The sequence below is a fragment of the Clostridioides sp. ES-W-0018-02 genome, assembly GCF_020658175.1.
GTDB lineage: Bacteria > Bacillota > Clostridia > Peptostreptococcales > Peptostreptococcaceae > Clostridioides.
In genome coordinates, this window is the sequence record NZ_JACVVY010000005.1 from 1 (window position 1) to 24,908 (window position 24,908).

Consider the following 24,908-nt stretch of genomic DNA (forward strand, 5'->3'; position numbering starts at 1 on the left):
TACAAGCAGGGGGTCGCAGGTTCGAGCCCTGCTGGTCCCACCATTTGCGGCCTGGTAGTTCAGTTGGTTAGAATGCCAGCCTGTCACGCTGGAGGTCGAGGGTTCGAACCCCTTCCAGGTCGCCAAATTAAATAAGCGGGAATAGTTCAGTGGTAGAGCGCAACCTTGCCAAGGTTGAAGTCGCGAGTTCGAATCTCGTTTCCCGCTCCATAATGATTTGGGTGCATAGCTCAGCTGGATAGAGCAACGCCCTTCTAAGGCGTGTGTCCGGGGTTCGAATCCCTGTGCGCTCATTAAGAAAAGTTTACTATATTTATAGTAAACTTTTATATTGTTTAAAAAGACACAGGATACATGCATGTCACCTGTGTCTTTTTCTTTATAAATATAAAATTATATAAGAGTTACATTATATTCATTAATATTGTAATCATATTAATGGTAATGTATAATAGTCTACAAGAAGTTTATAGAAAGATTTATTGCATAGATTTAATTAATTAGTAAATAGGCTCATATACATTATACTGTATACTTTATAGTACTAAGATATTAGAATACTATTTAAATTTATAAATTAATTTCTTATACTGAAAAAGAACGATGAAATCTACTATGAAATACTAGAGATTCTAAATACTTGATAATATAGTGCTTGTAGATTATTGTATTAAATGAATTGTTATACTTATAAGTAATATATCTATGACTTTGAAATAGATAAGTTGTTTTAATTATTTTTATAATAAAAGATAATTTCTAGAAAAGATACATAATAAGATATTAATAGAACTTGATATAAATTATTTATAAGGTAAATTATTAGTATAAGATAAAAATAATATTACTAATATAATATTAATAGAAATATAGAAATAATGTTACAATTTTATATAATTAATAAATAGATTATTAAATTTATTGTAGCAAACATATATTGAAAAATAATATGTATTTTGAAATAGATTTTATAGTATAAAATTGCATCAAGGCGCGAGTACTATTTTGTATTCGCGCCTTGATGATTTGAATTATTTAAACTAGATTTAACTTTAATAAAAAATATATATTTAATGAGCAATATTTTTAATGTATTTAGAGATTATTTAACAATCTCAATCTATAAAAATAGAATTATTTACACAAAAGTTAAATAGTTTGTATAGAGTTAGATTTATATAGTATAATACATAGTGTAAATAATTAAGAAGTTATCGAACAGGAGGATAAAACTGTGTTAGATATAAATTCTTTTTTAAATGAATTTTTTAATATAATATTAAGAATGAGTATATATGATTTAATTGACATATCCATAGTAGCATATATTTTTTACAAAATATTTATGTTTATAAAAGATACAAGAGCAGAACAAGTATTTAAAGGTATAATATTTCTTTTGCTAGCAACTCAACTTAGTAACACTTTTAAATTGCATACCGTTTATTGGATATCTCTTAAGGCTCTGGATTATGGAGTTATAGCAGCTCTTATAATTTTTCAGCCAGAATTTAGAGCAGGACTTGAACATATAGGAAGAGCAAAGTTTAATTTATTTGGAAAAAATGTAAATACTTCAGAAGAAACTCTTAATAGAACTATAGAAGAGATTGTAGAAGCTTTATATTCACTTTCTAGACAAAAAATAGGAGCTCTTATCATAATGGAGAGAGAAACCAGAATAAGTGATATAATAAATACAGGAACTATAATTGATGCTGAAATTTCTAGGCAATTATTGATAAATATATTTATACCAAATACACCATTACATGATGGCGCTGTTGTAATTAGAGATTCTAAGGTAAAGGCAGCTGCATGTTTCTTGCCGTTGACAGAGAGTAAAGATTTAAGTAAAGATTTAGGCACTAGACATAGAGCGGGAATAGGTGTAAGTGAAGTATCTGACTGTATAACACTAATCGTATCAGAGGAAACTGGAGGCGTATCAATTGCTAAAGCTGGTAAGTTATATAGAGATATTTCTAGAGAAAGAATGATGAATATATTACGTAGTAATCTAAAAACGAATACGGAAACAAGAAGTTTTTTCAAAGGTGGTATATTTAAATGATAAATAGACTAAAAAATAATACCAAAATAAAAATAATATCATTTTTAAGTGCAATTGCTTTATGGATGTATGTCATGGCTGTAGTTGACCCTGAAGAAACTAGAGGGTTTGAAGATATACCTGTATCTATAAGTAATATGAGTGATTTAAATGATAAAAATCTTGTTATATATCCAGACGAAAAATTAACAGCAGATGTGTATATAAAAGGTAGTTTATCAAAGGTACAAAAAGTTAAAAAAGAAGATATACATGTATATGGAACTGTTGAAGACCCAATACAAGGTAAGAAGGAAGTATATTTAAAAGCAAATATTCCTCAAGGTGTTACTTTAGAATTTAAGCATGACGTTTTAATAGTAAATCTTGAGAAAAATATAAAAGAAAAAAGAGATATAAAGGTAGAAGTAAGTGGAAATTCTAAAAGAAATATAGATAAAATTGAACTGAATAAAAATTATGTCGATATATCGGGTCCAATGAGTCTAGTTAAGGAAGTTAAGAATATAAGAGCTAATCTAAATGTAGGTAATGAGACAGAAGATTTCTCTAAAAAATTGGATTTAATACCTTTAAATAGTGATGGAACTAAGGTTGAAGGTGTGACACTAAGTTCAAATTCTGTAACAGCAAGTGTACAATTATTAAAAGAAAAAACTGTACCAATAAGAGTAGATTTAAAGGATAATAATCAAGATAATAATACATTGAAAAATTATAAATTAAGTAAAGATGAAGTTAGCATAAAAGGTAAAAAAGAAAGTATAGACAAAATAAATTATATTAAGACAAAACCTATTGATTTAGTTGATTTAGCTAATGGAGAGGAAAAAGAAGTGAGTCTAGAGATTCCAGAAGGAATAACTATTGATGATAGCTCTATAACTATAAAACTAAATGAAACAAAACAATTAAATGCTGAGTTTGTATATAGTTCAGAAGATATTATGTTAAGAAATATTCCAGCAAATATGGACAATCCGAGTATAATTTTTACTGGAGATATTCAAGTTGTTGTAGAATCAACAGAAGATTTAAGTAAGCTAAATAAAAAAGATATTTCGTTATATATCGATTTATCAGAAGCACCTACTGAAAATGGTAAATATAAAATAAAATATGAAACAACATATCAATTTAAAAAAATAAATATAGAACCTAATATTGTTGAAGTGGAATGAACAAATATTTTGAATATTTAGTTGTTACAAGATGCGACAAAAAAATCTATAAAATTAAGTTTGTTAATTTTATGTTTTTGTTGCATCTTGTTTATTTTAGTTATATTATAAAATAAGGACAATGAGATATTTGTTAAATCTAAAAAGTGTTAGATATATGAAAAAAGACTGATAAATAGATTTAAATAAATATTTTTGAATTAAATATTTCAATTATCCCTAGGAAAACGTTGCTGAACGAGTTATAATTTAATTGAGATATAAAAGTTCTATTTCAAAAAATTCAAGATGAGGTGGAAATGCATGAGAAGTTTTGAAGAAGTAATTAAGTTTGCAAAAGAAAGAGGACCTAAAACTATATCAGTAGCATGTTGTCAAGATAAAGAAGTTTTAATGGCAGTTGAAATGGCTAGAAAAGAAAAAATAGCAAATGCCATTTTAATAGGTGATATAGAAAAGACTAAAGAAATTGCAAAAAGCATAGACATGGATATCGAAAATTATGAAGTAATAGATATAAAAGATTTAGCAGAAGCATCTCTAAAATCTGTTGAATTAGTTTCACAAGGAAAAGCCGATATGGTAATGAAAGGCTTAGTAGACACATCAATAATACTAAAAGCAGTTTTAAACAAAGAAGTGGGTCTTAGAACTGGTAATGTATTAAGCCACGTAGCAGTATTTGATGTAGAGGGGTATGACAGATTATTTTTCGTAACTGATGCAGCTATGAACTTAGCTCCTGATACAAATACTAAAAAGCAAATCATAGAAAATGCTTGCACAGTAGCACATTCATTAGATATAAGCGAACCAAAAGTTGCTGCAATATGCGCAAAAGAAAAAGTAAATCCAAAAATGAAAGATACAGTTGAAGCTAAAGAACTTGAAGAAATGTATGAAAGAGGAGAAATCAAAGGTTGTATGGTTGGTGGACCTTTTGCAATAGATAATGCAGTGTCTTTAGAAGCAGCTAAACATAAAGGTATAGATCATCCTGTAGCAGGAAGAGCTGATATATTATTGGCTCCAGATATCGAAGGTGGCAATATATTATACAAAGCTTTAGTATTTTTCTCAAAATCAAAAAATGCAGGAGTTATAGTTGGAGCTAAAGCACCAATAATATTAACTTCTAGAGCAGATAGTGAAGAAACTAAGCTTAACTCAATAGCCTTGGGCGTTTTAATGGCAGCAAAGGCTTAAATTTAAGGGGGAAATAGGCAAATGAGCAAAATATTTAAAATCTTAACAATAAATCCTGGTTCGACATCAACTAAAATAGCTGTATTTGATAATGAGGATTTAGTATTTGAAAAGACACTAAGACACTCTTCTGAAGAAATAGGAAAGTATGAGAAGGTTTCAGACCAATTTGAATTTCGTAAACAAGTAATAGAAGAAGCATTAAAAGAGGGTGGAGTAAAAACATCTGACTTAGATGCTGTAGTAGGTAGAGGTGGTCTTCTTAAGCCTATAAAAGGTGGAACTTACTCAGTAAGTGATGTTATGATAGAAGATTTAAAAGTAGGAGTTTTAGGAGAACATGCTTCAAATTTAGGTGGTATAATAGCAAAACAAATAGGTGATGAAGTTAATGTTCCTTCATACATAGTAGACCCAGTTGTTGTGGATGAACTAGAAGATGTTGCTAGAATTTCTGGTATGCCTGAAATAAGTAGAGCAAGTGTAGTACATGCTTTAAATCAAAAGGCAATAGCAAGAAGATTTGCTAAAGAGATAAACGCAAAATATGAAGATATAAATCTTATAGTTGCACATATGGGTGGAGGAGTTTCTGTTGGAGCTCATAAAAATGGTAGAATAGTAGATGTTGCAAACGCATTAGATGGAGAAGGTCCTTTCTCTCCAGAAAGAAGTGGTGGATTACCAGTAGGAGCATTAGTGAAAATGTGCTTCAGTGGAGAATACACTCAAGACGAAATTAAAAAGAAAATAAAAGGTAATGGTGGATTAGTTGCATATTTAAATACTAATGATGCTAGAGAAGTTGAAGAAAGAATTGAAGCTGGTGATGAAAAAGCTAAATTAGTATATGAAGCTATGGCATATCAAATCTCTAAAGAAATAGGAGCTAATGCAGCAGTTCTTAAGGGAGATGTAAAAGCAATATTATTAACTGGTGGAATCGCATATTCAAAAATGTTTACAGATATGATTGCAGATAGAGTTAAATTTATAGCAGATGTAAAAGTTTATCCAGGTGAAGATGAAATGATTGCATTAGCTCAAGGTGGACTTAGAGTTTTAATTGGTGAAGAAGAGGCTCAAGTTTATGATAACTAATGATAAAAGAATAAGAATCATAACAGGTCACTATGGAAGTGGTAAAAGTGAATTTGCGATGAACTATGTTGTTAAATTAAGAGATATGGTTTCTGGCAAAGTTGCTATAGCTGATTTGGATGTGGTGAATGTATACTTTAGAACTAGAGAAAAGAAAGAGTTAATGAAATCTTTAGGTATACAACCAATAGATAGTTCAATTAATGCTCCAACATTAGATTTACCAGCAGTATCAGCAGAAGTAATGTCACCTATGGTTGATCATTCATACAATTCTGTTATAGACTTAGGCGGAGATAATGTAGGTGCTAGAGTTATAGGAAGATTTAGTCATTTATTAAAAGAAGGCGACTATGACATGCTTTTTGTAATAAATGCAAATAGGGAGAAAACTCAAACTTCTGAAGAAGTTATCCAATATATAAAGGAAATAGAAAAATCTTCTAAACTAAAGGTAACAGGTCTAATTAATAATACTCATCTTATTAGATTTACTACTATTGATGATGTATTAAGAGGTCAAAAAGTTGCAGAAGAAGTTTCTAAGGAGTGTAATATACCTATAAGATATGTTGCATGCTTAGAAAATCTTGTTGAACAATTACCAAAAGATTTAGAAGGAGAAATTTTTCCAATAAAATTATATATGAGAGAAGACTGGATGTAGTTTGAGCTCAAATATATAGAAAGTTTAAGGAGGCTTAGGTAAATGGCTAAAGGAAAAGTATCTTTTAATCAAGAACGTTGTAAAGGTTGTGGATTATGTGTTGAAGCATGTCCAGTAAAAATCATACAATTAGACTCAAACACAATAAACAAAAAAGGGTATAACCCAGCAACTGTTTCTGAAATGGAAAAATGCATAGGATGTGCAAGTTGTGCGACTATGTGTCCAGATGTAGTTATAACAGTAGAAAGAGATTAATTTAAATTAATATTTAAGGGGGAATTTTAATGGCTAAGATACTTATGAAAGGTAACGAAGCATTTGGAAAAGCAGCTATAGAAGCTGGTTGCAAATATTTCTTCGGTTACCCAATAACTCCACAAAGTGAATTACCAGAATATTTATCAAGAGAGTTACCTAAAATAGGTGGAGCGTTCGTTCAAGCTGAATCAGAAGTTTCTGCGATAAACATGGTTTATGGTGGAGCAGGTGCAGGAGCAAGAGTTATGACTTCTTCATCTTCACCAGGAGTTGCTTTAAAACAAGAAGGTATAACATATGCAGTAGGAGCAGAAGTTCCTTGTGTTGTACTTAACGTAATGAGAGGTGGTCCAGGACTTGGAAGTATACAACCTTCACAAGCTGACTACTTTATGTCTACAAGAGGTGGAGGAAATGGAGACTACAGAACTCCAGTATTCGCACCAGCTACAGTTCAAGAAGCTGTTGACATGATAATGGAAGCTTTTGATGTTGCAGATTACTACAGATCACCTGTTATGGTAGTTGCAGATGGTATGATAGGTCAAATGATGGAGCCAGTTGAATTCAAAGCTCCTGAAAAGAAAAGAGAATTGCCTCCTAAAGATTGGGCAACTGTTGGAACTAAAGGAAAAAGAGTACCTAATGTAATAAACTCTTTATACTTAGAGCCAGAAGTATTAGAAGATCACTGTTGGCACTTAGAAGCTAAATTCAATGAAATGGAAAAAAATGAAGTACAATATGAAATGTACAAAACAGAAGACGCTGAATTTATATTTGCAGCTTATGGAACTACTTCAAGAATAGTGAAAAGCGCAATTGATATATTAAGAGAAGAAGGAATAAAAGCAGGTCTTATAAGACCTAAAGTATTATGGCCATTCCCATTTGAAGCATTTGATCAAATCCCTAGTGCTAGAAACATATTAACTGTTGAAATGAGTATGGGACAAATGGTGGAAGATGTAAAAATGGCAGTAGAAGGTAAATTACCAGTTTACTTCCATGGAAGACCAGGAGGAATGACTCCAACACCAGCAGAAATAGTTGAAAAAGCTAAAAAAATTATTGCCGGAGAATTGGTTGCAGGAGGTGCTAGATAATGGCTGTTGTATTTAAGAAAACTGAAGGGTTACAAGATACTCAAACTCACTACTGTCCAGGATGTACACATGGTATAATCCATAGATTAGTTGGTGAAGTATTAGAAGAATTAGGAGTATTAGGTGATGCTGTAGGTGTTGTTCCAGTTGGATGTTCAGTTTTAGGATATAAATATTTTAACTGTGACACTCAAGAAGCAGCTCATGGTAGAGCACCAGCTGCTGCTACAGGAATAAAAAGAGTTCATCCTGAAAACACAGTATTCACTTATCAAGGTGATGGAGACTTAGCTTCAATCGGTACTGCTGAAATAGTTCATGCAGCTGCTAGAGGAGAAAAAATAACTACTATATTTGTAAACAATACAACATATGGTATGACTGGTGGACAAATGGCTCCAACTACATTAGTTGGACAAAGAGCTACTACTGCTCAATCAGGAAGAAATGCTGAAACTCAAGGTTATCCAATAAGAGTAAGTGAAATGTTAGCTACATTAACAGGAGCTGTATTTGTAGAAAGAGTAGCAGTTGATACTCCAGCTCATGTTAGACAAGCTAAAAAAGCTATAAAGAAAGCATTCCAAGTTCAACAAGCAGGATTAGGATTTGGAATAGTAGAAGTATTATCTACTTGTCCTACAAACTGGGGACTAGCTCCAAATGATGCTTTACAATGGTTAAGAGACAATATGATACCATACTATCCATTAGGAAATTTCAAAAATGTTGAAGTTGAGGAGGTGAAGTAAATGTCTACAGCTAGAGTAATATGTGCAGGCTTCGGAGGCCAAGGTGTTATGTCTATGGGACAATTACTTACTTATGCAGGAATGTTAGAAGGTAAAGAAGTTTCTTGGTTACCATCTTATGGACCAGAAATGCGTGGAGGTACAGCAAACTGTGCAGTAACTGTATCTAGTGAACCAGTTGGTTCTCCACTTATAACAAATGATGCAACTGCAGCTATATTATTAAATATACCAGCATTTGAAAAATTTAAAGATGATGTTGTACCTGGTGGAAAAATAATAGTAAATAGCTCTTTAATAAAAGAAAAAGTTGAAAGAACAGATGTAGATGTTTATTATATCCCAGCAAATGAATTAGCTGTTGAATTAGGTAATGATAAAGTTGCTAATATGATAATGCTAGGAGCTTACTTAAAAGTAGCTGATACAGTAGATATAGAGTCTGTATTAGAAGCATTTAAAAAAGTTTTCGGACCTAGAAAAGAAAAATTTGTTCCATTAAACAGAGCAGCTTTACAAAAAGGTATGGATGCTACATGTTGCGGAGCAACTAACTAATAAAGAAAAAAGATGTCAAAAAAAAGACAATAGAATTATTTCTATTGTCTTTTTTGCTGAGAAGTATTAAAATATTTTTATGACTGAAATTAAGAATATAATAGTATTTTATGAATTATAAAAATATAATACAAATTACAAGCTTTTCAATTATGAAAGGAGAATATTTAGTGAGAAAGTATTTTGGAACAGATGGAGTTAGAGGAATAGCAAATACAGAATTAACATGTGACTTAGCATATAGACTTGGTAGAGCTGGTGGATTTGTTTTAGCTCAAGGAGACCATAGAGTAAAAGTAGTAGTAGGTAAAGATACTAGAATATCAGGAGATATGCTGGAGGCATCTTTAATAGCAGGTCTTATGTCTGTTGGATGTGATGTTATTACTGTTGGAATAATACCAACCCCTGCAGTTGCATATTTAACTAGAAAATATGGTGCTGATTGTGGTGTGGTTATATCTGCATCTCATAATCCTGTTGAATATAATGGAATTAAATTCTTTAATAAGAATGGATATAAATTGGATGATGAAATAGAATTAAAGATAGAAGAATATATAGATGACATGGCTAAAGTAGATTGTATGCCAGTTGGTGAAAATGTAGGACGAAGATTACATGAGCATTATGCACAAAGAGATTATGTAGATTATTTAAAATCAATAATTAACACTGACTTTAGAGGATTAAAAGTGGTTTTGGACTGTGCTAATGGTGCATCGTATAAAGTAGCACCAATAGTATTTGATGAATTAGGAGCAAGTGTAATTTCAATAAATAGTTCACCAGATGGAAACAATATAAATTATAAATGTGGCTCTACACATCCAGAACAACTTCAAAAGGCTGTTTTGGAACATAATGCTGACTTAGGTCTTGCGTATGATGGAGATGCTGATAGATTAATTGCAGTAAATGAAGAGGGTCAAATTGTTGATGGAGACCATATAATGATATTGAGTGCTTTAAATTTAAAGAAAAATAATAAATTAGCACAAGATACTTTAGTAGTTACAGTTATGAGTAATATAGGATTAACAATAGCTGCAAAAGAAAATGGAATAAAATTATCTACTACAGCAGTTGGAGATAGATATGTTTTAGAAGACATGGCTAAAAATGGATATAATCTTGGTGGAGAACAATCTGGACACATGATATTCTTAGATTACAATACTACAGGAGATGGAGTTCTTAGTTCTTTAATACTTGCAAATATAATATTGCAAGAAAAGAAACCTTTATCAGAACTTGCATCAATAATGAGTCAATATCCACAAGTACTAGTGAATGCAACAATAAAAAATGAAAATAAAACCAAATATATGGAATATCCAGAAATAAAAGCTGAAATAGAAAGAATAGAATCTATTTTAGATGGAAATGGTAGAGTCTTAATAAGACCATCAGGAACTGAACCATTAGTTAGAGTTATGTTAGAGGGTAAAGAGGAAGGTCAAATAAAAGAATTAGCAACAAATTTAGCTAATCTTATACAAGAAAAATTATCGTAATTTATAAGGGTATTCTCAGATATAAACCCTGAGGACACCTTTCTAAGCGCCAGAACTTAGTTATAGGCACAAGAATTAAGTATTATTGGAACTAAGTTGACGAGGTCAGAGTTAATCGAATTGTCGGCGGATGCTCTGCGGTGTGTTTACCATCGAAAGACTTCTTTAAATAATAGGAGTAATCCTATGGACAAAGGGAAGCCAAAGTAAACTTATATGACCTAACTCTTAAAATATATAAATAATATTTTTAGGAGGACACAAATAATGTGTGGAATAGTTGGATATTTAGGAAGTAGAAAGGCAGCAGAAGTTATCATAGAGGGGCTTTCTAAGCTAGAGTACAGAGGTTATGACTCAGCAGGTGTAGCAGTTAATGGTTCTAATTGTGATGAACTTAATATTAGAAAGTTCAAAGGTAGACTTTCTGTGCTTGCAGAAGATTTAGAAAAAAATCCTATTGATGGAAATTTGGGAATAGGACATACAAGATGGGCAACTCATGGAGAACCATCTGATGTAAATTCACATCCTCATTTTAATCAAGCTAAAACAATAGCAGTTGTTCATAATGGGATAATAGAAAATTATATGGAAATCAAAGAAGAATTAATTTCTGAAGGTGTTAAATTTGAATCTCAAACAGATACAGAAGTAATAGCACATTTAGTAGATAAATACTATGAAGGTAACTTATTAGACGCTGTATATAAAACTATATCAAAATTAAGAGGAGCTTATGCATTAGGTGTTATATGTAAAGAACATGGAAATGAATTAGTTGCAGTAAGAAAAGATAGTCCTCTTGTAGTTGGTGTGGGTGAAGGCGAAAACTTTATAGCATCAGATATACCTGCTTTATTAAAATATACTAGAGATGTTTATTTCTTAGAAAATGGAGAGATAGTTCACCTAAAAGATGAAAATGTAACAATTTATGACTCTAATAGAAATGTTGTAGAAAAAGAAGTATTCCATGTAACATGGGATGTAGAAGCTGCATCTAAAGGTGGATATGATTACTTTATGTCAAAAGAAATACATGAGCAACCAACAGGAGTTAGAGAAACTCTAGAAAGAAGACTTGATGATAATGGAAATATAATTTTAGATAGTATAAATATTTCTAAAGAAGATTTAGATAAAATAAATAAAGTTTATATAGTAGCTTGTGGAACGGCATATAATGCTGGATTACTTGGTAAGTATGCTATAGAAAAATTTGTAAATATACCAGTAATAACTGATATAGCATCAGAATTTAGATATAGTGACCCATTTGTAGATGAAAACTCATTAGTAATATTAGTTAGCCAATCTGGTGAAACAGCAGATACTTTAGCAGTACTAAGAGATTCAAAAGCTAAAGGAGCAAGAATACTTTCAATAACTAATGTTGTAGGTTCATCTATAGCAAGAGAATCAGATGATGTTTTCTATACTTGGGCAGGACCTGAAGTAGCAGTTGCATCAACTAAGGCATATACAACTCAAATAACTTCTTTATATATGATAGCTTTAGATTTTGCTATTAAAAAAGGAACAATAACTAGAGAGTTTTATGATGGTATGATTACTAAGATGAAAGAAATACCATCAAAAATACAAGAAATATTAGATAATGAAGAATATATAAAAGAAGTTGCTAAAACAGTTGTTAGCTCTGACCATGCTTTCTATTTAGGAAGAGGTATAGACTATAGTTTAGCAATGGAAGGTTCATTAAAATTAAAAGAAATATCATATATACATGCAGAAGCTTTTGCAGCAGGAGAATTAAAACATGGAACAATAGCATTAATAGAAAAAGGAACTCCTGTAATTGCTATAGCTACTCAAGAAAAATTATTTGAAAAAATGGTTTCTAATATGGAAGAAGTAAGAGCAAGAGGAGCTTATGTTGTAGCAATTGCTCAAAGTCATAATAAAGACGTTGAAAAAGCTGCTGAAAAAATAATTTATATACCAAACTCAGATGATATTTTATCACCAATATTAGCAGTTGTACCAATGCAATTACTTGCTTATCATGTTTCTGTATTAAGAGGTTGTGATGTAGATAAGCCAAGAAACTTAGCTAAATCAGTAACAGTTGAATAAAAATATATTAAAAAGTGCATAGATAATATCTATTAGAAAAAACTCATTCTATTTGTTATAATTTTATAGAATGAGTTTTTTATTATAGAAAAAAGCTATTAATCAATATGGAGGTGTATTTGTATAAAAGAGGTAAAGTTAAAATTAGAGACGTTAAAAAAAATCGAAAAAAATAACAATGATTGTATAAATTGCAAAAAATGTTTTAAGGTATGTCCTATGATGAAAGAATTTGGAGACTCACCAAGAGAACTTATGATAGACATTTTGCAAAATAAATCAATAAATAAAAATATACCATATTCTTGCATGTTATGTGGAATATGCAAGGTAGAGTGTCCAAAAGATATAGATTTAAAAGAAATGTTTTTTGATGTAAGGAAAGAAATATTTCATAGCAATCAAAAAGAATTAAATGATATAGGATATAGAACAATAAAATTTCATCAAACTAATAGTTTCTCTTCATTATTCTCAAAAAAATTTATTAAAAAAAACACCAAAAAGATTTTTTTCCCAGGATGTAGCCTTTCTAGCTATAGTAGTGACTTAGTATTAGCAACATATAAATATTTAGAAAATCATATAGAAAATATATCCTTAGCTTTTGAATGTTGTGGCAAGCCAACTTTAGCTATGGGAGATACAAATAAATTTGATAAATACTATTCTAAAATAGACAAGCTATTTAGAGAAAATGATATAGACGAAGTAATCGTAACTTGTCCAAATTGTTTTAATACTATAAGAAATAATAGTGATATAAAAGTGACTTCAATATGGGAAGTGATAAAAGAATATGGACTTCCAGAAAATCTAAAAAATCATTATGATGATTTAAATCAGGAATTTTTATTACATGACCCATGCCCTATAAGAAATGAGCATAATATACATGAATCAGTCAGATATATACTAGGTTTTATGGGAATAAAAATAATTGAATTTGAAAAAAATAGAGAAAACACAGAGTGTTGTGGCTCTGGAGGTATGGTAAGAGTTACTAATAATGAAGTTGCTATAAACCAGACCAAAAATAGAGCAAATAATGAAAAAACAGATTATGTAATCTCATACTGTCAATCTTGTTGTGAGTCTATGTTAATGGCAGATAAAAAAGTACTACATGTATTAGATTTAATTTTTGATGTTGATGTTATAAACAAAAATAAATTAACCCAGAAAAAAACATCATCTATTAAAAAATGGAGTACAAGGTATAAAGGAATAGAAGTAGCAAAGAAGATGAATATAGAAACTTAATAAATTCCCATAAAAAGTATATAAGCTAATGAAAGGAAATAATATGTTAGATACACATGCAAGAAAATATGTAGAGCCATTTATAATCAAAGGAGCAGAGTTCTTTTTAAAACTTAAATTAACTCCAAATAACGTGACAATAATAGCACTTATAGTTGGAATATCTACGTCTTTATTTATATATCTCGATATGAAAGTGCTAGCAATAATTACATTATGGGTTTCAGGATACCTAGATGCTGTAGATGGTGATATGGCGAGAAGTAGTAATAAAACATCCTTATTTGGAACATTAATGGATATTACTTTTGACAGAATAGTAGAAATAAGTATGATTTTAGTATTTGGCTTGAAGATGATTGATGTAAGGTTAAATCTAATGATTCTTTTAAGTAGTATTCTTATGTCAATGACTATATTTTTAACTGTTGGGGCCTTAACTGATAAAAAAGGTATGAAATCATTTTATTATCAAGCTGGTGTAGCTGAAAGGAGTGAGGGATTTATACTTTTTACTTTGATGATTTTATTTCAAAGTTATATTGGAACGATAGCAAATCTATTTTCTATAGTCGTTTTATTTACAGCAGTTCAAAGACTACTAGAAGCAAAAAAAATATTATAAATTAATTTTTGAGAGGGGAAAAAATGAAAAAGAGGATATTAACAATATTATTATGTTTAGGGCTTGTATTTGGATTGATAGGGTGTTCAAATAACGATAAAAAAGAAGAGCCTCAAAAAGATATATTAAAAAGTAGCAATGAAGAGATTTTAAAATCTGCAAAAGGTACAACAGTTAACTTTTATGGATATGGTGGAAATGAAGTAATGAATAAATGGTTTGATAGTTATGTAATTCCAAAGATGAAAGAAGACTATGACATAACTGTAAAAAGAGTAGGAATGGATATAGAAAACATTCTTAATAAACTATTGTCAGAAAAACAAGCTGGAAATGCTAAGGGTACTATAGATGTGGTTTGGATAAATGGAGAAAACTTCAAAACAGCAAAAGAGAATAAATTGCTATTTGGACCTTTTGTAGAGAAACTTTCTAATTATGAAAAGTATGTTGATTCATCTTCTGAAGATATTACTACAGATTTTGGAGTTAAGGTAGAGGGGATGGAAGCTCCTTGGGGTAAATCTCAATTTGCAGTTGTAACAGACACATCTAAGATTAATACAAAAATAACTGATGCAAAAACACTAAAAAAAGTAATTGTATCTAATCCTGGAAAATTTACCTATCCAGCCCCACCAGATTTTACAGGAAGTGCATTTGTCAGAAATATAATATATGATGTAGTAGGATATGATAAAGTAAAAAATTTACCAGAAGATGAAGCTAAAGTAAAACAAGTCATACAACCCGCTATGGAGTATCTTAAAGAAATAAAACCATACTTATGGAATAAAGGTAAAACTTATCCTGCGACATCTTCTCAGTTAGATAATATGTATTCAGATAATGAAACCTATTTTACAATGACTTATGCTCCCAATGTATTATTAGGAAGGATAGAAAGTGGAGAGTTTAGCAAATCTACAAAAGCAATAGAATTTGAAAAAGGAAATATAAGTAACACACATTTTGTTGCTATACCAGATAATTCTCAAAATAAAGAAGGTGCAATAGTGTTAATAGATTTTTTGATGAGTATAGATGCACAATCCTCTAAGACAGAAACTAAAAATTGGGGAGATACATCTGTTTTAGATATGAAGAAGATTCCAGGTGAAGATGTTAAGAAATTTAGTGAAACTATAGTATTAAAAAATTCAGTTCCAGAATTAAAAGCGGGAATAGTTCCAATAATAGAAAAAATATGGACTAAAGAGGTACTAGAAAGTGAAAAGTAAAATAATTAATGATAAAATAATTCCATATTTATTAATAGCACCTGTATCTATCATCCTGATACTTATAATGGGTGTAGGAATTATAAATTGCATCTCACAAAGTCTAGGATTTTTTCCTCAGATTGGTCTTGAGCAAATTACATTAAATTATTATAGAGAAATTTTTAGAGATTCTAATTTTTTAGAATCTCTTATCTTTAGTTTGAAGATTTCTTTAGTGTCATCAATTTTGGCTATTATTATAGGTATACTTTTAGCATATATAATGTCTCAAAATAAATTTTCTAAAGTTAGATATATGATTCTAAATGTTCCGCTAGTAGTTCCACATATAATAGCTGTATTATTGGTATTTATAATATTTTCTCAAACAGGTATAGTTTCAAGAGTATTTTATTTTTTCAATATAATAAAGGATTCATCTGAATTTATACCAATGGTTTCTGATAAAAATGGAATAGGGATAATTTCAGTTTATTTGTGGAAAGGAATACCATATATAACACTAATGGTTTATAATATATTGAAAAATATAAATGATAATCTACAACAAGTGTCTATAAATTTAGGTGCAAGTAAACTTCAAACGTTTAGATATATAGTGTTGCCGCTTGCTATGCCTACAATAATTTCTTCATTTATAATAATTTTTGCCTTTTCATTTGGTTCTTTTGAAGTACCTTTTTTAATAGGTGCATCAACTCCAAAAGCATTACCAGTTCAAGCATATCTGAGTTATTCTAGTTCAGATTTAATGCAAAGACCAATCTCAATGTGTATCAATGTTGTATTATCTGGAATAAGTTTTATACTATTAATAATTTATGATAGATTTTTTAATAAAATATCAAAATATAATGTATAGGAGTATCTATGAGTAAAAAATTTAATATAATTCTTAATATCATGTTTGTAGTTATTATAGCTCCTATAATATTATTGTCAATATGGGGAGTTGTAAATACATGGCCATTTCCAAATCTTTTACCTAAGGAATTTTCATTAAGAGGATTTAGATATATTTTGGATATAAATAATCTGAATATCATTTTGAGAAGTATTATAATATCAATAACTGTAGTCTTAGTTACTATTTTATTAAGTATACCAGCATCTAAAGCGTTAGCACTATACGATTTTAAAGGAAAAAGGTTTTGTGAGTTACTGATATTGTCTCCAATTATAATTCCACTAATATCTGTTGCTATGGGCATACATATAGCATTTATTAGAATAGGTCTGGCCAATAATATTTTGGGAGTAATTATTATAAATATACTTCCATGTATACCATATTCAGTTCGAATAATAACAGATGTTTATAAATTAATAGGTGATAATTTAGAAATACAAGCGAAAGTACTTGGAGCAAGTAGATTTAATACATTTAGATATGTAACTTTCCCTTTGATTTTGCCAGGGATATTGGGTGCATCAAGTATGTCTTTCATAATATCCTTTAGTCAATATTTTTTGACTCTTCTTATAGGCGGAGGTAGTGTCATAACTTATCCAATGATTATGTTTCCATATATACAAAGTGGAGACAGGACAATCGCATCTTTGTATAGTATGCTCTTTTTAATAATAAGTTTATTTATCTTGATAATAATAGAATACAATGTAAAAAAGAACTATAAGCATATTCAAAATACAAGGCTATTTTAGTATGATTGGAGGTGTAATAATTGTCATCAGTTAAACTTATAAATTTATGTAAGAGTTTTAACAAAATCAAAGTTTTAAACAATATGAATTTAGATATAAAAGAAGGAGAAATAGTTTCTCTTTTAGGTCCATCAGGTTGTGGAAAAAGTACTACTCTAAAATTAATTGCTGGTATTTTACATCCTGATTGCGGAGATATACTTTTAAATAATGAATCAGTATTAGATATACCTATAGGAAAAAGAGATACTGTAATAGTTTTTCAAGATTATTTATTATTTCCACATATGACTTTATATGAAAATATAGAATTTGGTCTTAAAATGAAAAAAATAAATAAGAATATAAGAAAAAGTAAAGTAAACGAGCTTATAAATTTAGTTAAGTTAAAAGGATATGAAAATAAATATCCAAACGAACTCTCAGGAGGACAACAACAACGTGTTGCAATAGCAAGGTCTTTAGCAATAAATCCAAAGGTACTGTTATTAGATGAGCCATTTTCAAATTTAGATATTAATTTACGCAATGAAATGAGGGAATTTGTATTAGGATTACAAAAACATCTAAAGATAACAACGATATTAGTAACACATGACAAAGAAGAAGCGTTAATGATGAGTGATAGAATAGCAGTTATGTTAAATGGTGAGGTTAAACAATTCGACACACCTGATAATCTTTATGAAAATCCCAAAAGTAAAGAAGTTGCAAATATATTTGGAGAAAAAAATTATTTAATCGGAAATATAAGAAATGGAGAATTTGTAAATGATATAATTTCTATTAAATTAGATAAATATAAAAATATAAATATAGATAATGTAGAGTTAATGATACCAAAAGAAAGTATAATCCTAAAAACGATTGATAATGATGTAGGAAGACAAGGGTCTATATTAAAAAAAAGATATGCAGGAGATAAAGTTTACTATGATGTAGATATTGATGGAACGGTATTAAAAGCTAGTAGCAACAATAATTTATATGAAATAAATGAAAAGGTAGATGTGTTTATGGAACAAAGAAAAATTCTATTCTTTCCTGTTGAACTATAGAAAAAAACTATGGCTGTAAACAAGTAAATAAGTATCAAATATATTTTAATTTTGTTATAATGAATTCGAATACTATAATAAAATAAGATTTTATATCAAAAAAGGGAATATTTTTAATATTTGGAGGGTAATTTTATGAAATTTAGTAAAAGATTTAAAGTTTTAGCTATTGGTTTAACTTTAGTATTAACATTAGGGAGTGTAGTTGGTTGTGATTCTAAAGAATCAGAAAAACCAAAAGAATCTTCTCAAAGTCAAGATAAGGCTAGTTATAAAGAAGCCACAGGTGAAGAGGCTGTAAAAATGATGAAGAAAAATAAAGAATTATTGATATTAGATGTAAGAGGTGCAGAGGACTATGCTAAAGGTCATATTATAAATGGTATAAATATATCAGTAGATGATTTAGAAGATAAATTAAGTGCTTTAGAAGGATATAAGGATAAAACTATATTAGCGTATTGTAACTCAGGTAAAAAAAGTGCAAAAGCTGCTGAAATATTAGTAAAAAATGGATTTAAAGATGTTTATAATGTAGAAGGTGTGAAAGATTTTGATTATGAATTAGTTACATATAATGATATAACTGCGCCTGAAATGTTAAAGTTAATAAGCGAAAATAAAGATTCTATAGTAATAGATGCTAGAAAGTCAAAAGAATTTGAAACTGGACATTTAAAAGAGGCTATCAATATACCATTAGAAGACACAGAAAAGAAAATGGGAGAACTTGATAAAAATAAGGATATAATCTTATACTGTAGAACTGGAAATAGAAGTGGGCAAGCAGCTAAAATACTTTCAGAGAATGGATTTACAAAAGTATATAATTCAGTTGATGGTGTGGATGAATATGATTTTGATTTAGTTAAATAGATTTAAAATAATAAAAGATTGATTAGAAATCGGAGTACAAATTATGTCGAAGAAATTAAGAGAAGAAATAGAAGAAGGTTTTTGTGCTAATGTTAAATCAATTTCTACAGAAGATTTGAAAGAGAAAGTACAAGATGAATCTTGGGTTATAGTTGATACTCGTTTAAATGATGCATATAATGGCTGGAAATTAGATGGAGTAAAAAGAGGTGGGCATATAAGAGGAGCAGTAGATTTTTCTGCGAATTGGTTATATGTAGACTCAGATAAAAAAGACAAAGTATTAGAACAAGCACTAAAAACAAAAGGTATTGATTTAGATAAAAATATAGTACTATATGATGCTAATGGAAAAGATGCTTTACTTGTAGCTACTTACTTATCTAAAAAAGGATATAAAAATCTATATAAATATGATATTAAACAATGGGCAAATAATGAAAATCTTCCAATGGAAAGATATAAAAATTATCAAATGATAGTACCTGCTTCCATAATAAAAGATATCTTGGATGGAAAAATTCCAGAGACATTTGAATATTCTAAGAATATAAAAATGATTGAAGCAAGTTGGGGAGAAGAAAAAGAATCTTATGCAAAAGGGCATATACCTACAAGTGTTCATATAAATACTGATATTATAGAACCTCCTCCAACATGGATGCTTACTAACAATGATAATTTGGCCAAATTTGCTTTAGACTATGGATTTACAAAAGATGATACTGTGATAGTTTCAAGTAGCGCATCTATGGCTTCTTATAGAATTGCTATTATATTACGATATATAGGAGTAAGAGATGTAAGAGTTTTGAATGGTGGAATAAACTCATGGTTATCAGAAGGATATGAGCTGGAGTTAACTAGCAATCCAAAAAGTTCATGTACTACTTTTGGAGCAAATATACCAGCTAATCCACAACTAATTGTTAGTATACCAGAATTAAAGCAAAAACTAAGAGATAAAAATAAATTTACATTAGTGGACAATCGTTCTTGGGATGAACATATAGGTAAAATATCTGGATATAGCTATTATGATAAAAAAGGTCGTATACCAGGAGCCTTATATGGTCATGCAGGTAGTGACAGTGTATCACTAGAAGAGTATCGTAATATAGATAACACAATGAGAAATCAATATGAAATATTGGCAATGTGGGATAAAGAAAATATAGATACTAATAAACAACTTGCATTTATGTGTGGCAGTGGATGGCGTGCTGCAGAGGTATTAACATATGCAAATGTTATGGGATTTGAAAATACTTCTCTCTATAGTGATGGATGGATGGGATGGAGTCTTGATGATTCAAATCCAATTGAAACAGGAGATTCAAAATAGAATTTTGTAAAAAATATAATATAATTGTTTAAAATGAAGGTATATTCAGTTTATTAAGTTGAATATACTTTTGTTATGTTTTAAAATATAAACATAGTTAGAATATGCTTATATGGATGTGCACTTATTTAAACATATTATTAGCAATATAGAATTATAAAATTATATATTATGAGGTGTGAAATATGATTAGTAAAGATGAAAAAGCAAGGTTAAAAGCTGAAGGTATATTAGCCCAAAGCCAAGAAGGGTATTTCTCAATAAGAATATTGAGTAGAGCGGGAAACTTTACAGCAGAACAGCTTATCAACTTATCAAAGTTATCTGAAAAATAGGGTAGAGGTTATTTAGGTGTTACTACTAGATTAGCTGTTGAAATACCATGGATAAAGTATGAAGATATAGATTTAATGAAGGAAGATTTAAAAGCTGTAGGGCTAAAGCATGGTGGTACGGGTAAAAAAGTAAGACCATTAGTTGCATGCAAAGGTACTGTATGTCAACATGGAATATATGATACACAAGAATTATGTGGAAAGTTACATGATTCATATTTTGGATATGATTTACCATCTAAAACTAAAATTACACTAGTTGGATGTCCAAATAACTGTGCAAAAGCAAATACTAATGATGTGGGTATAGTAGGTCAAGTATACGTAAAATTTAATGAAGATAAATGTAAAAATTGTGGATTGTGTACATCATCTTGTAGACAAAAATCAGTTTATATGGAAGATAAGAAATTAGTGTGGAATAAAGAAGAATGTGTAAATTGTGGAAAGTGTGCTCAAGCATGTCCATTTGGAGCTATGGAAGTTGATAAAAAAGGACTAGCTGTTTATCTTGGTGGTAGAATGGGAAGAGGCTATAGATTTGGAGATAGACTTAGTAATTTGTATACAGAGGATAATATAGAAGAATTAGTGCAAGATGTATTTTATACATATAAACAATTAGCAAGTCCAGGAGAAAGAATAAGTAAAGTATTAGAGAGAATTGGAATCGAAGAGTTTGAAAAACATTTATTTAATATAAAATTACAAAATGCATAAAAATACATATTGATAAAGTATATCTCTCTTAAATTTGTTAATAATTCTGTTATAGAGAAAAACAAATTTAAGGGGGATTTTTATTATGAAGATAATAAAATTAGTTGTAAGTTTTTTTATGTTAATGGCTATAGGCATGACAATATCTTATGCAGATGCAAATATAAATACTAGATATAATAAATTAATTAGTGCTCTTGAAACTTCAGAAGCCGATTTTAAATATTATAATATAAAAATTAATTCTGTTATAAATTACAATTTATCAAATAAAGAATTACATAATATTTTTCTAGAAATAATTAACAATCTAAAGTTAGATGAAAAAGGAATAAATTGGAACCAAAAAGGGTATGGCGATGAAATACAATTATATGCTACTATAAAAGATAGCGATAAAGAAATTTCTATAAAAGGAATAAATAAAAATAATAAAGAAAGCTACATAATAGTTGACATATTGGACAACAAAGTATATAAACATAAAGAGGATATTTATAGTAGTGTAGAAAACGTGTTAAATAAATATTCATCTCAAGTAGATGTATCTGCTTGTATTGTTGGAGAATACACAAAAAGGTTACAAAACCACAAATATGATGATATTTTACAAAAAATATTATATAATATGAGTGCTAAGCAAATAGATAAAGTGAAAGACGTAAACTTTTTATCTATAACAGCATATAGTAAAGTATTAAATGATGATGATTTAGAATATTTAGGGGAAAAAATCAATTTAAATATAGGAATTAAATATAATGAGGACGATGGAAAAACACTCATATATATTGCCACACCAATTATAAAATTAGATTATTAATTATGAGGAGATCAGAAAATATGGCTAAGATAATAGTAAAAAAGAGTAATCCACTTAAAGGTAGTGTTAAAATAGATGGCGCAAAAAACGCAGTTTTACCAATAATAGCAGCAACTTTATTAGCAAACGGGAAATCAACTTTAAATGGAGTTCCAAATTTAAGAGATGTTCATGTTATATCAGATTTATTAAGACATGTAGGAGCAGAAGTTGAATATAAAGAAAATACACTTACTGTTGACGCAAGTAATATAAGAACTTGTGAAGCTCCATATGAGCTTGTAAGAAAGATGAGAGCTTCTTTTTTGGTTATGGGACCATTACTTGCTAGATTTAATAGTACAAAAATTTCTATGCCAGGAGGATGTGCTATAGGAACGAGACCTATAGATTTACATTTAAAAGGATTTAAAGCTTTAGGTGCAAAAATAGAAATGGACCACGGTTTTGTTGAAGCAGCAACAGAAAAATTAGTAGGAAATAAATTGTATTTAGATTTCCCATCTGTTGGAGCTACTGAAAATATAATGATGGCAGCTTCTTTAGCAGAAGGAACTACAATAATAGAAAATGCAGCAGAAGAACCAGAAATAGTTGACTTAGCTAATTTCTTAAATGAAATGGGAGCAGATGTTAAAGGTGCAGGTACTAACACTATAAAGATAAAAGGTGTTAAGGAGTTAAAAGGAGCAGAACATAATGTAATTCCAGACAGAATAGAAGCAGCAACTTATATGGTTGCAGCAGCTATGACAAAAGGTGATATAACAGTTGAAAATGTTTTAATGGAGCATTTAAAGCCAGTTGTAGCTAAATTAAGAGAAGCTGGTTGTGAAATTACAGAGATGGACAATTCTGTTAGAGTAGTAGGTCCAAAGGTATTAAAGCCAATAGACATAAAGACTTTACCACATCCAGGGTTTCCTACAGATGTGCAAGCTCAATTTATGGCTATGCTTACTGTAGCTAATGGAACTGGTGTAGTTATAGAAACTGTTTTTGAAAATAGATTTATGCATGTTGCTGAATTCAATAGAATGGGTGCTAATATAAAAATAGACGGAAGAAGTGCGGTTGTTAATGGAGTAGATGAATTACACGGTGCAGCAGTGAATGCTACTGATTTAAGAGCAGGAGCAGCGCTTATTTTATGCGGTCTTATAGCAGAAGGAGAAACTCAAATAGGAGAAATATACCATATTCAAAGAGGTTATGTTGATATAGATAAAAAGATAACAGCATTAGGTGGTCAAATCAAAATAGTAGAAGATTAATAATCGGTTTAGATAAGTAAGTTATAAATTGATAGGGTTGTTCATATACTTAAATACAAGGTTTTAAAAGCTAAGGAGGAGAGTATATGAAGAACCCATTAGTTGTTTTGTTAGGATTTGTAACTTGCTCTGTGTTAGTCCCTTCATTGATAACTTTAGTTTCTTACAAAAATGTGGAGCTAACTGAAAAACCAGAGAAAGTAGTTTCCATAAACAAAACCATTAAAAAAAATGATATTAAAAATGAAGGTAAGAAAGAAGATAAAAAGGTAGTAAACTATGAAACTGTAGACAAAAAAACACCAGTTATAAATGTCTATAATCACATGTCAGGTAAAGTTGAAAAAATGGACATGGAAAACTATTTATGTGGAGTACTAGCTGGTGAGATGTCCTCGGATTTTGATATAGAGGCCTTAAAAGCCCAAGCTGTAGCAGCTAGAACGTATGTAGTATATAAGCAAGAACATGGGAAATCAAGTAAACATAAAAATGCAGTGGTATGTACTGATTATAAACACTGTCAAGAATACAAGAGTTATGCGACTCTTAAAAAGTTGAATGGTGAAGAATGGATTAAAAATAAGTATTCTAAAATTAAAAACGCAGTTAAAGGCACTAAGGGGCAGATAATAACTTACAATGATAAGGCTATACTTCCTCTTTATTTCTCTACCTCATCAGGGAAAACAGAGAATAGTGAAGAGGTATTTTCATCAAAATATCCTTATTTAAAATCTGTAGAAAGCCCATATGATAAGTATTCTCCCAAATTTGCATCAACACTTAAAATAAGCAACACAGATTTTGTTAAGAGCCTTAGAAAGTCTTATAGTAGCATTGTGATAGATGTAAATAATTTGAGTAAACAAGTTGCAATAACTGAAAGAAGCGATGCTGGAACTGTAGAAAAAATAAAATTAGGAAACAAAGAAGTCACAGGAAAAGATGTGAGGACTGTTTTTAACTTAAATTCTGCAAACTTTGATATAAAATTTGGAGAAGGATACATAGATTTTGTAGTAAAAGGATATGGTCATGGAGTTGGTATGAGCCAATGGGGAGCTGAAGGTATGGCAGAAGAAGGCTATAAATACTATGATATATTATCACATTACTATACTGATACAAAAATAAAAGATATATACTAATAATTG

Annotated in this window: 24 protein-coding genes and 3 tRNA genes; all 27 read left to right on the forward strand. The window is 29.6% G+C overall.

What is annotated here, in order from left to right; all coding sequences use genetic code 11:
• Nucleotides 1–48 precede the first annotated feature (48 nt).
• Nucleotides 49–125 (forward strand) — tRNA-Asp (locus tag IC219_RS13075).
• Between the two features lie 10 nt (nt 126–135).
• A tRNA-Gly gene (locus tag IC219_RS13080) sits at nt 136–210 on the forward strand.
• Between the two features lie 9 nt (nt 211–219).
• A tRNA-Arg gene (locus IC219_RS13085) sits at nt 220–293 on the forward strand.
• Between the two features lie 941 nt (nt 294–1,234).
• Nucleotides 1,235–2,074, forward strand: a complete 840-nt coding sequence (gene cdaA, locus IC219_RS13090; protein ID WP_227434523.1) for a diadenylate cyclase CdaA — start codon at nt 1,235–1,237, stop codon at nt 2,072–2,074.
• Nucleotides 2,071–3,255, forward strand: coding sequence for a CdaR family protein (locus IC219_RS13095; RefSeq protein WP_227831460.1), 1,185 nt, complete (start codon nt 2,071–2,073; stop codon nt 3,253–3,255). Before cdaA ends, IC219_RS13095 begins: the two co-directional genes overlap by 4 nt.
• Nucleotides 3,256–3,558: 303 nt before the next feature.
• The gene (gene ptb / locus IC219_RS13100; RefSeq protein ID WP_227434525.1) at nt 3,559–4,461 is read left to right on the forward strand and encodes a phosphate butyryltransferase; all 903 of its coding nucleotides are present in this window, start codon (nt 3,559–3,561) and stop codon (nt 4,459–4,461) included.
• 21 nt (nt 4,462–4,482) lie between these two features.
• On the forward strand, nt 4,483–5,562 hold the full coding sequence (gene buk / locus IC219_RS13105) for a butyrate kinase (RefSeq protein WP_227434526.1): 1,080 nt from the start codon (nt 4,483–4,485) through the stop codon (nt 5,560–5,562).
• A complete protein-coding gene (locus tag IC219_RS13110) occupies nt 5,552–6,229 on the forward strand; it encodes an ATP-binding protein (protein ID WP_227434527.1) in 678 nt (225 codons plus the stop codon). The genes buk and IC219_RS13110 overlap by 11 nt, the downstream gene beginning before the upstream one ends.
• Before the next feature lie 42 nt (nt 6,230–6,271).
• Nucleotides 6,272–6,487 carry a 4Fe-4S binding protein gene (locus tag IC219_RS13115; protein WP_227434528.1) on the forward strand — a complete coding sequence of 72 codons (216 nt, stop codon included), beginning with the start codon at nt 6,272–6,274 and terminating at the stop codon, nt 6,485–6,487.
• 29 nt (nt 6,488–6,516) lie between these two features.
• Nucleotides 6,517–7,596, forward strand: coding sequence for a 3-methyl-2-oxobutanoate dehydrogenase subunit VorB (locus tag IC219_RS13120; RefSeq protein WP_227434529.1), 1,080 nt, complete (start codon nt 6,517–6,519; stop codon nt 7,594–7,596).
• A complete protein-coding gene (locus tag IC219_RS13125; RefSeq protein WP_003420710.1) occupies nt 7,596–8,348 on the forward strand; it encodes a thiamine pyrophosphate-dependent enzyme in 753 nt (250 codons plus the stop codon). Before IC219_RS13120 ends, IC219_RS13125 begins: the two co-directional genes overlap by 1 nt.
• Entirely contained in the window at nt 8,349–8,906 is a 558-nt protein-coding gene (locus IC219_RS13130) for a 2-oxoacid:acceptor oxidoreductase family protein (protein ID WP_227434530.1), read from the forward strand.
• A 170-nt stretch (nt 8,907–9,076) separates the two neighbouring features.
• Entirely contained in the window at nt 9,077–10,423 is a 1,347-nt protein-coding gene (gene glmM / locus IC219_RS13135; RefSeq protein ID WP_227483570.1) for a phosphoglucosamine mutase, read from the forward strand.
• 267 nt (nt 10,424–10,690) lie between these two features.
• Nucleotides 10,691–12,523, forward strand: coding sequence for a glutamine--fructose-6-phosphate transaminase (isomerizing) (gene glmS, locus IC219_RS13140; RefSeq protein WP_227434532.1), 1,833 nt, complete (start codon nt 10,691–10,693; stop codon nt 12,521–12,523).
• A 186-nt stretch (nt 12,524–12,709) separates the two neighbouring features.
• A complete protein-coding gene (locus IC219_RS13145; RefSeq protein WP_227853333.1) occupies nt 12,710–13,786 on the forward strand; it encodes a (Fe-S)-binding protein in 1,077 nt (358 codons plus the stop codon).
• Between the two features lie 43 nt (nt 13,787–13,829).
• The gene (locus tag IC219_RS13150; protein ID WP_227434533.1) at nt 13,830–14,411 is read left to right on the forward strand and encodes a CDP-alcohol phosphatidyltransferase family protein; all 582 of its coding nucleotides are present in this window, start codon (nt 13,830–13,832) and stop codon (nt 14,409–14,411) included.
• 23 nt (nt 14,412–14,434) lie between these two features.
• On the forward strand, nt 14,435–15,652 hold the full coding sequence (locus tag IC219_RS13155) for an ABC transporter substrate-binding protein (RefSeq protein WP_227434534.1): 1,218 nt from the start codon (nt 14,435–14,437) through the stop codon (nt 15,650–15,652).
• The gene (locus tag IC219_RS13160) at nt 15,642–16,517 is read left to right on the forward strand and encodes an ABC transporter permease subunit (protein WP_227434535.1); all 876 of its coding nucleotides are present in this window, start codon (nt 15,642–15,644) and stop codon (nt 16,515–16,517) included. The genes IC219_RS13155 and IC219_RS13160 overlap by 11 nt, the downstream gene beginning before the upstream one ends.
• An 8-nt stretch (nt 16,518–16,525) precedes the next feature.
• The gene (locus IC219_RS13165) at nt 16,526–17,320 is read left to right on the forward strand and encodes an ABC transporter permease (protein ID WP_227483567.1); all 795 of its coding nucleotides are present in this window, start codon (nt 16,526–16,528) and stop codon (nt 17,318–17,320) included.
• Nucleotides 17,321–17,340: 20 nt separating this feature from the next.
• Nucleotides 17,341–18,378 (forward strand): ABC transporter ATP-binding protein, encoded by a 1,038-nt coding sequence (locus IC219_RS13170; RefSeq protein ID WP_227434537.1) that lies wholly within the window; start codon nt 17,341–17,343, stop codon nt 18,376–18,378.
• Nucleotides 18,379–18,513: 135 nt separating this feature from the next.
• On the forward strand, nt 18,514–19,254 hold the full coding sequence (locus IC219_RS13175) for a rhodanese-like domain-containing protein (protein WP_227434538.1): 741 nt from the start codon (nt 18,514–18,516) through the stop codon (nt 19,252–19,254).
• A gap of 43 nt (nt 19,255–19,297) precedes the next feature.
• Nucleotides 19,298–20,599, forward strand: a complete 1,302-nt coding sequence (locus IC219_RS13180) for a rhodanese-like domain-containing protein (protein ID WP_227831459.1) — start codon at nt 19,298–19,300, stop codon at nt 20,597–20,599.
• 185 nt (nt 20,600–20,784) lie between these two features.
• Nucleotides 20,785–20,934, forward strand: coding sequence for a hypothetical protein (locus IC219_RS22035; protein ID WP_413926947.1), 150 nt, complete (start codon nt 20,785–20,787; stop codon nt 20,932–20,934).
• Nucleotides 20,935–21,009: 75 nt separating this feature from the next.
• Nucleotides 21,010–21,654 carry a 4Fe-4S binding protein gene (locus IC219_RS13185; RefSeq protein ID WP_413926948.1) on the forward strand — a complete coding sequence of 215 codons (645 nt, stop codon included), beginning with the start codon at nt 21,010–21,012 and terminating at the stop codon, nt 21,652–21,654.
• An 85-nt stretch (nt 21,655–21,739) separates the two neighbouring features.
• Complete coding sequence (locus IC219_RS13190; protein WP_227483563.1) at nt 21,740–22,477, forward strand: YwmB family TATA-box binding protein; 738 nt, start codon at nt 21,740–21,742, stop codon at nt 22,475–22,477.
• A gap of 20 nt (nt 22,478–22,497) precedes the next feature.
• A complete protein-coding gene (gene murA / locus IC219_RS13195) occupies nt 22,498–23,751 on the forward strand; it encodes a UDP-N-acetylglucosamine 1-carboxyvinyltransferase (RefSeq protein ID WP_227434542.1) in 1,254 nt (417 codons plus the stop codon).
• 86 nt (nt 23,752–23,837) lie between these two features.
• Nucleotides 23,838–24,902, forward strand: a complete 1,065-nt coding sequence (gene spoIID / locus IC219_RS13200) for a stage II sporulation protein D (protein ID WP_227434543.1) — start codon at nt 23,838–23,840, stop codon at nt 24,900–24,902.
• Nucleotides 24,903–24,908 lie beyond the last annotated feature (6 nt).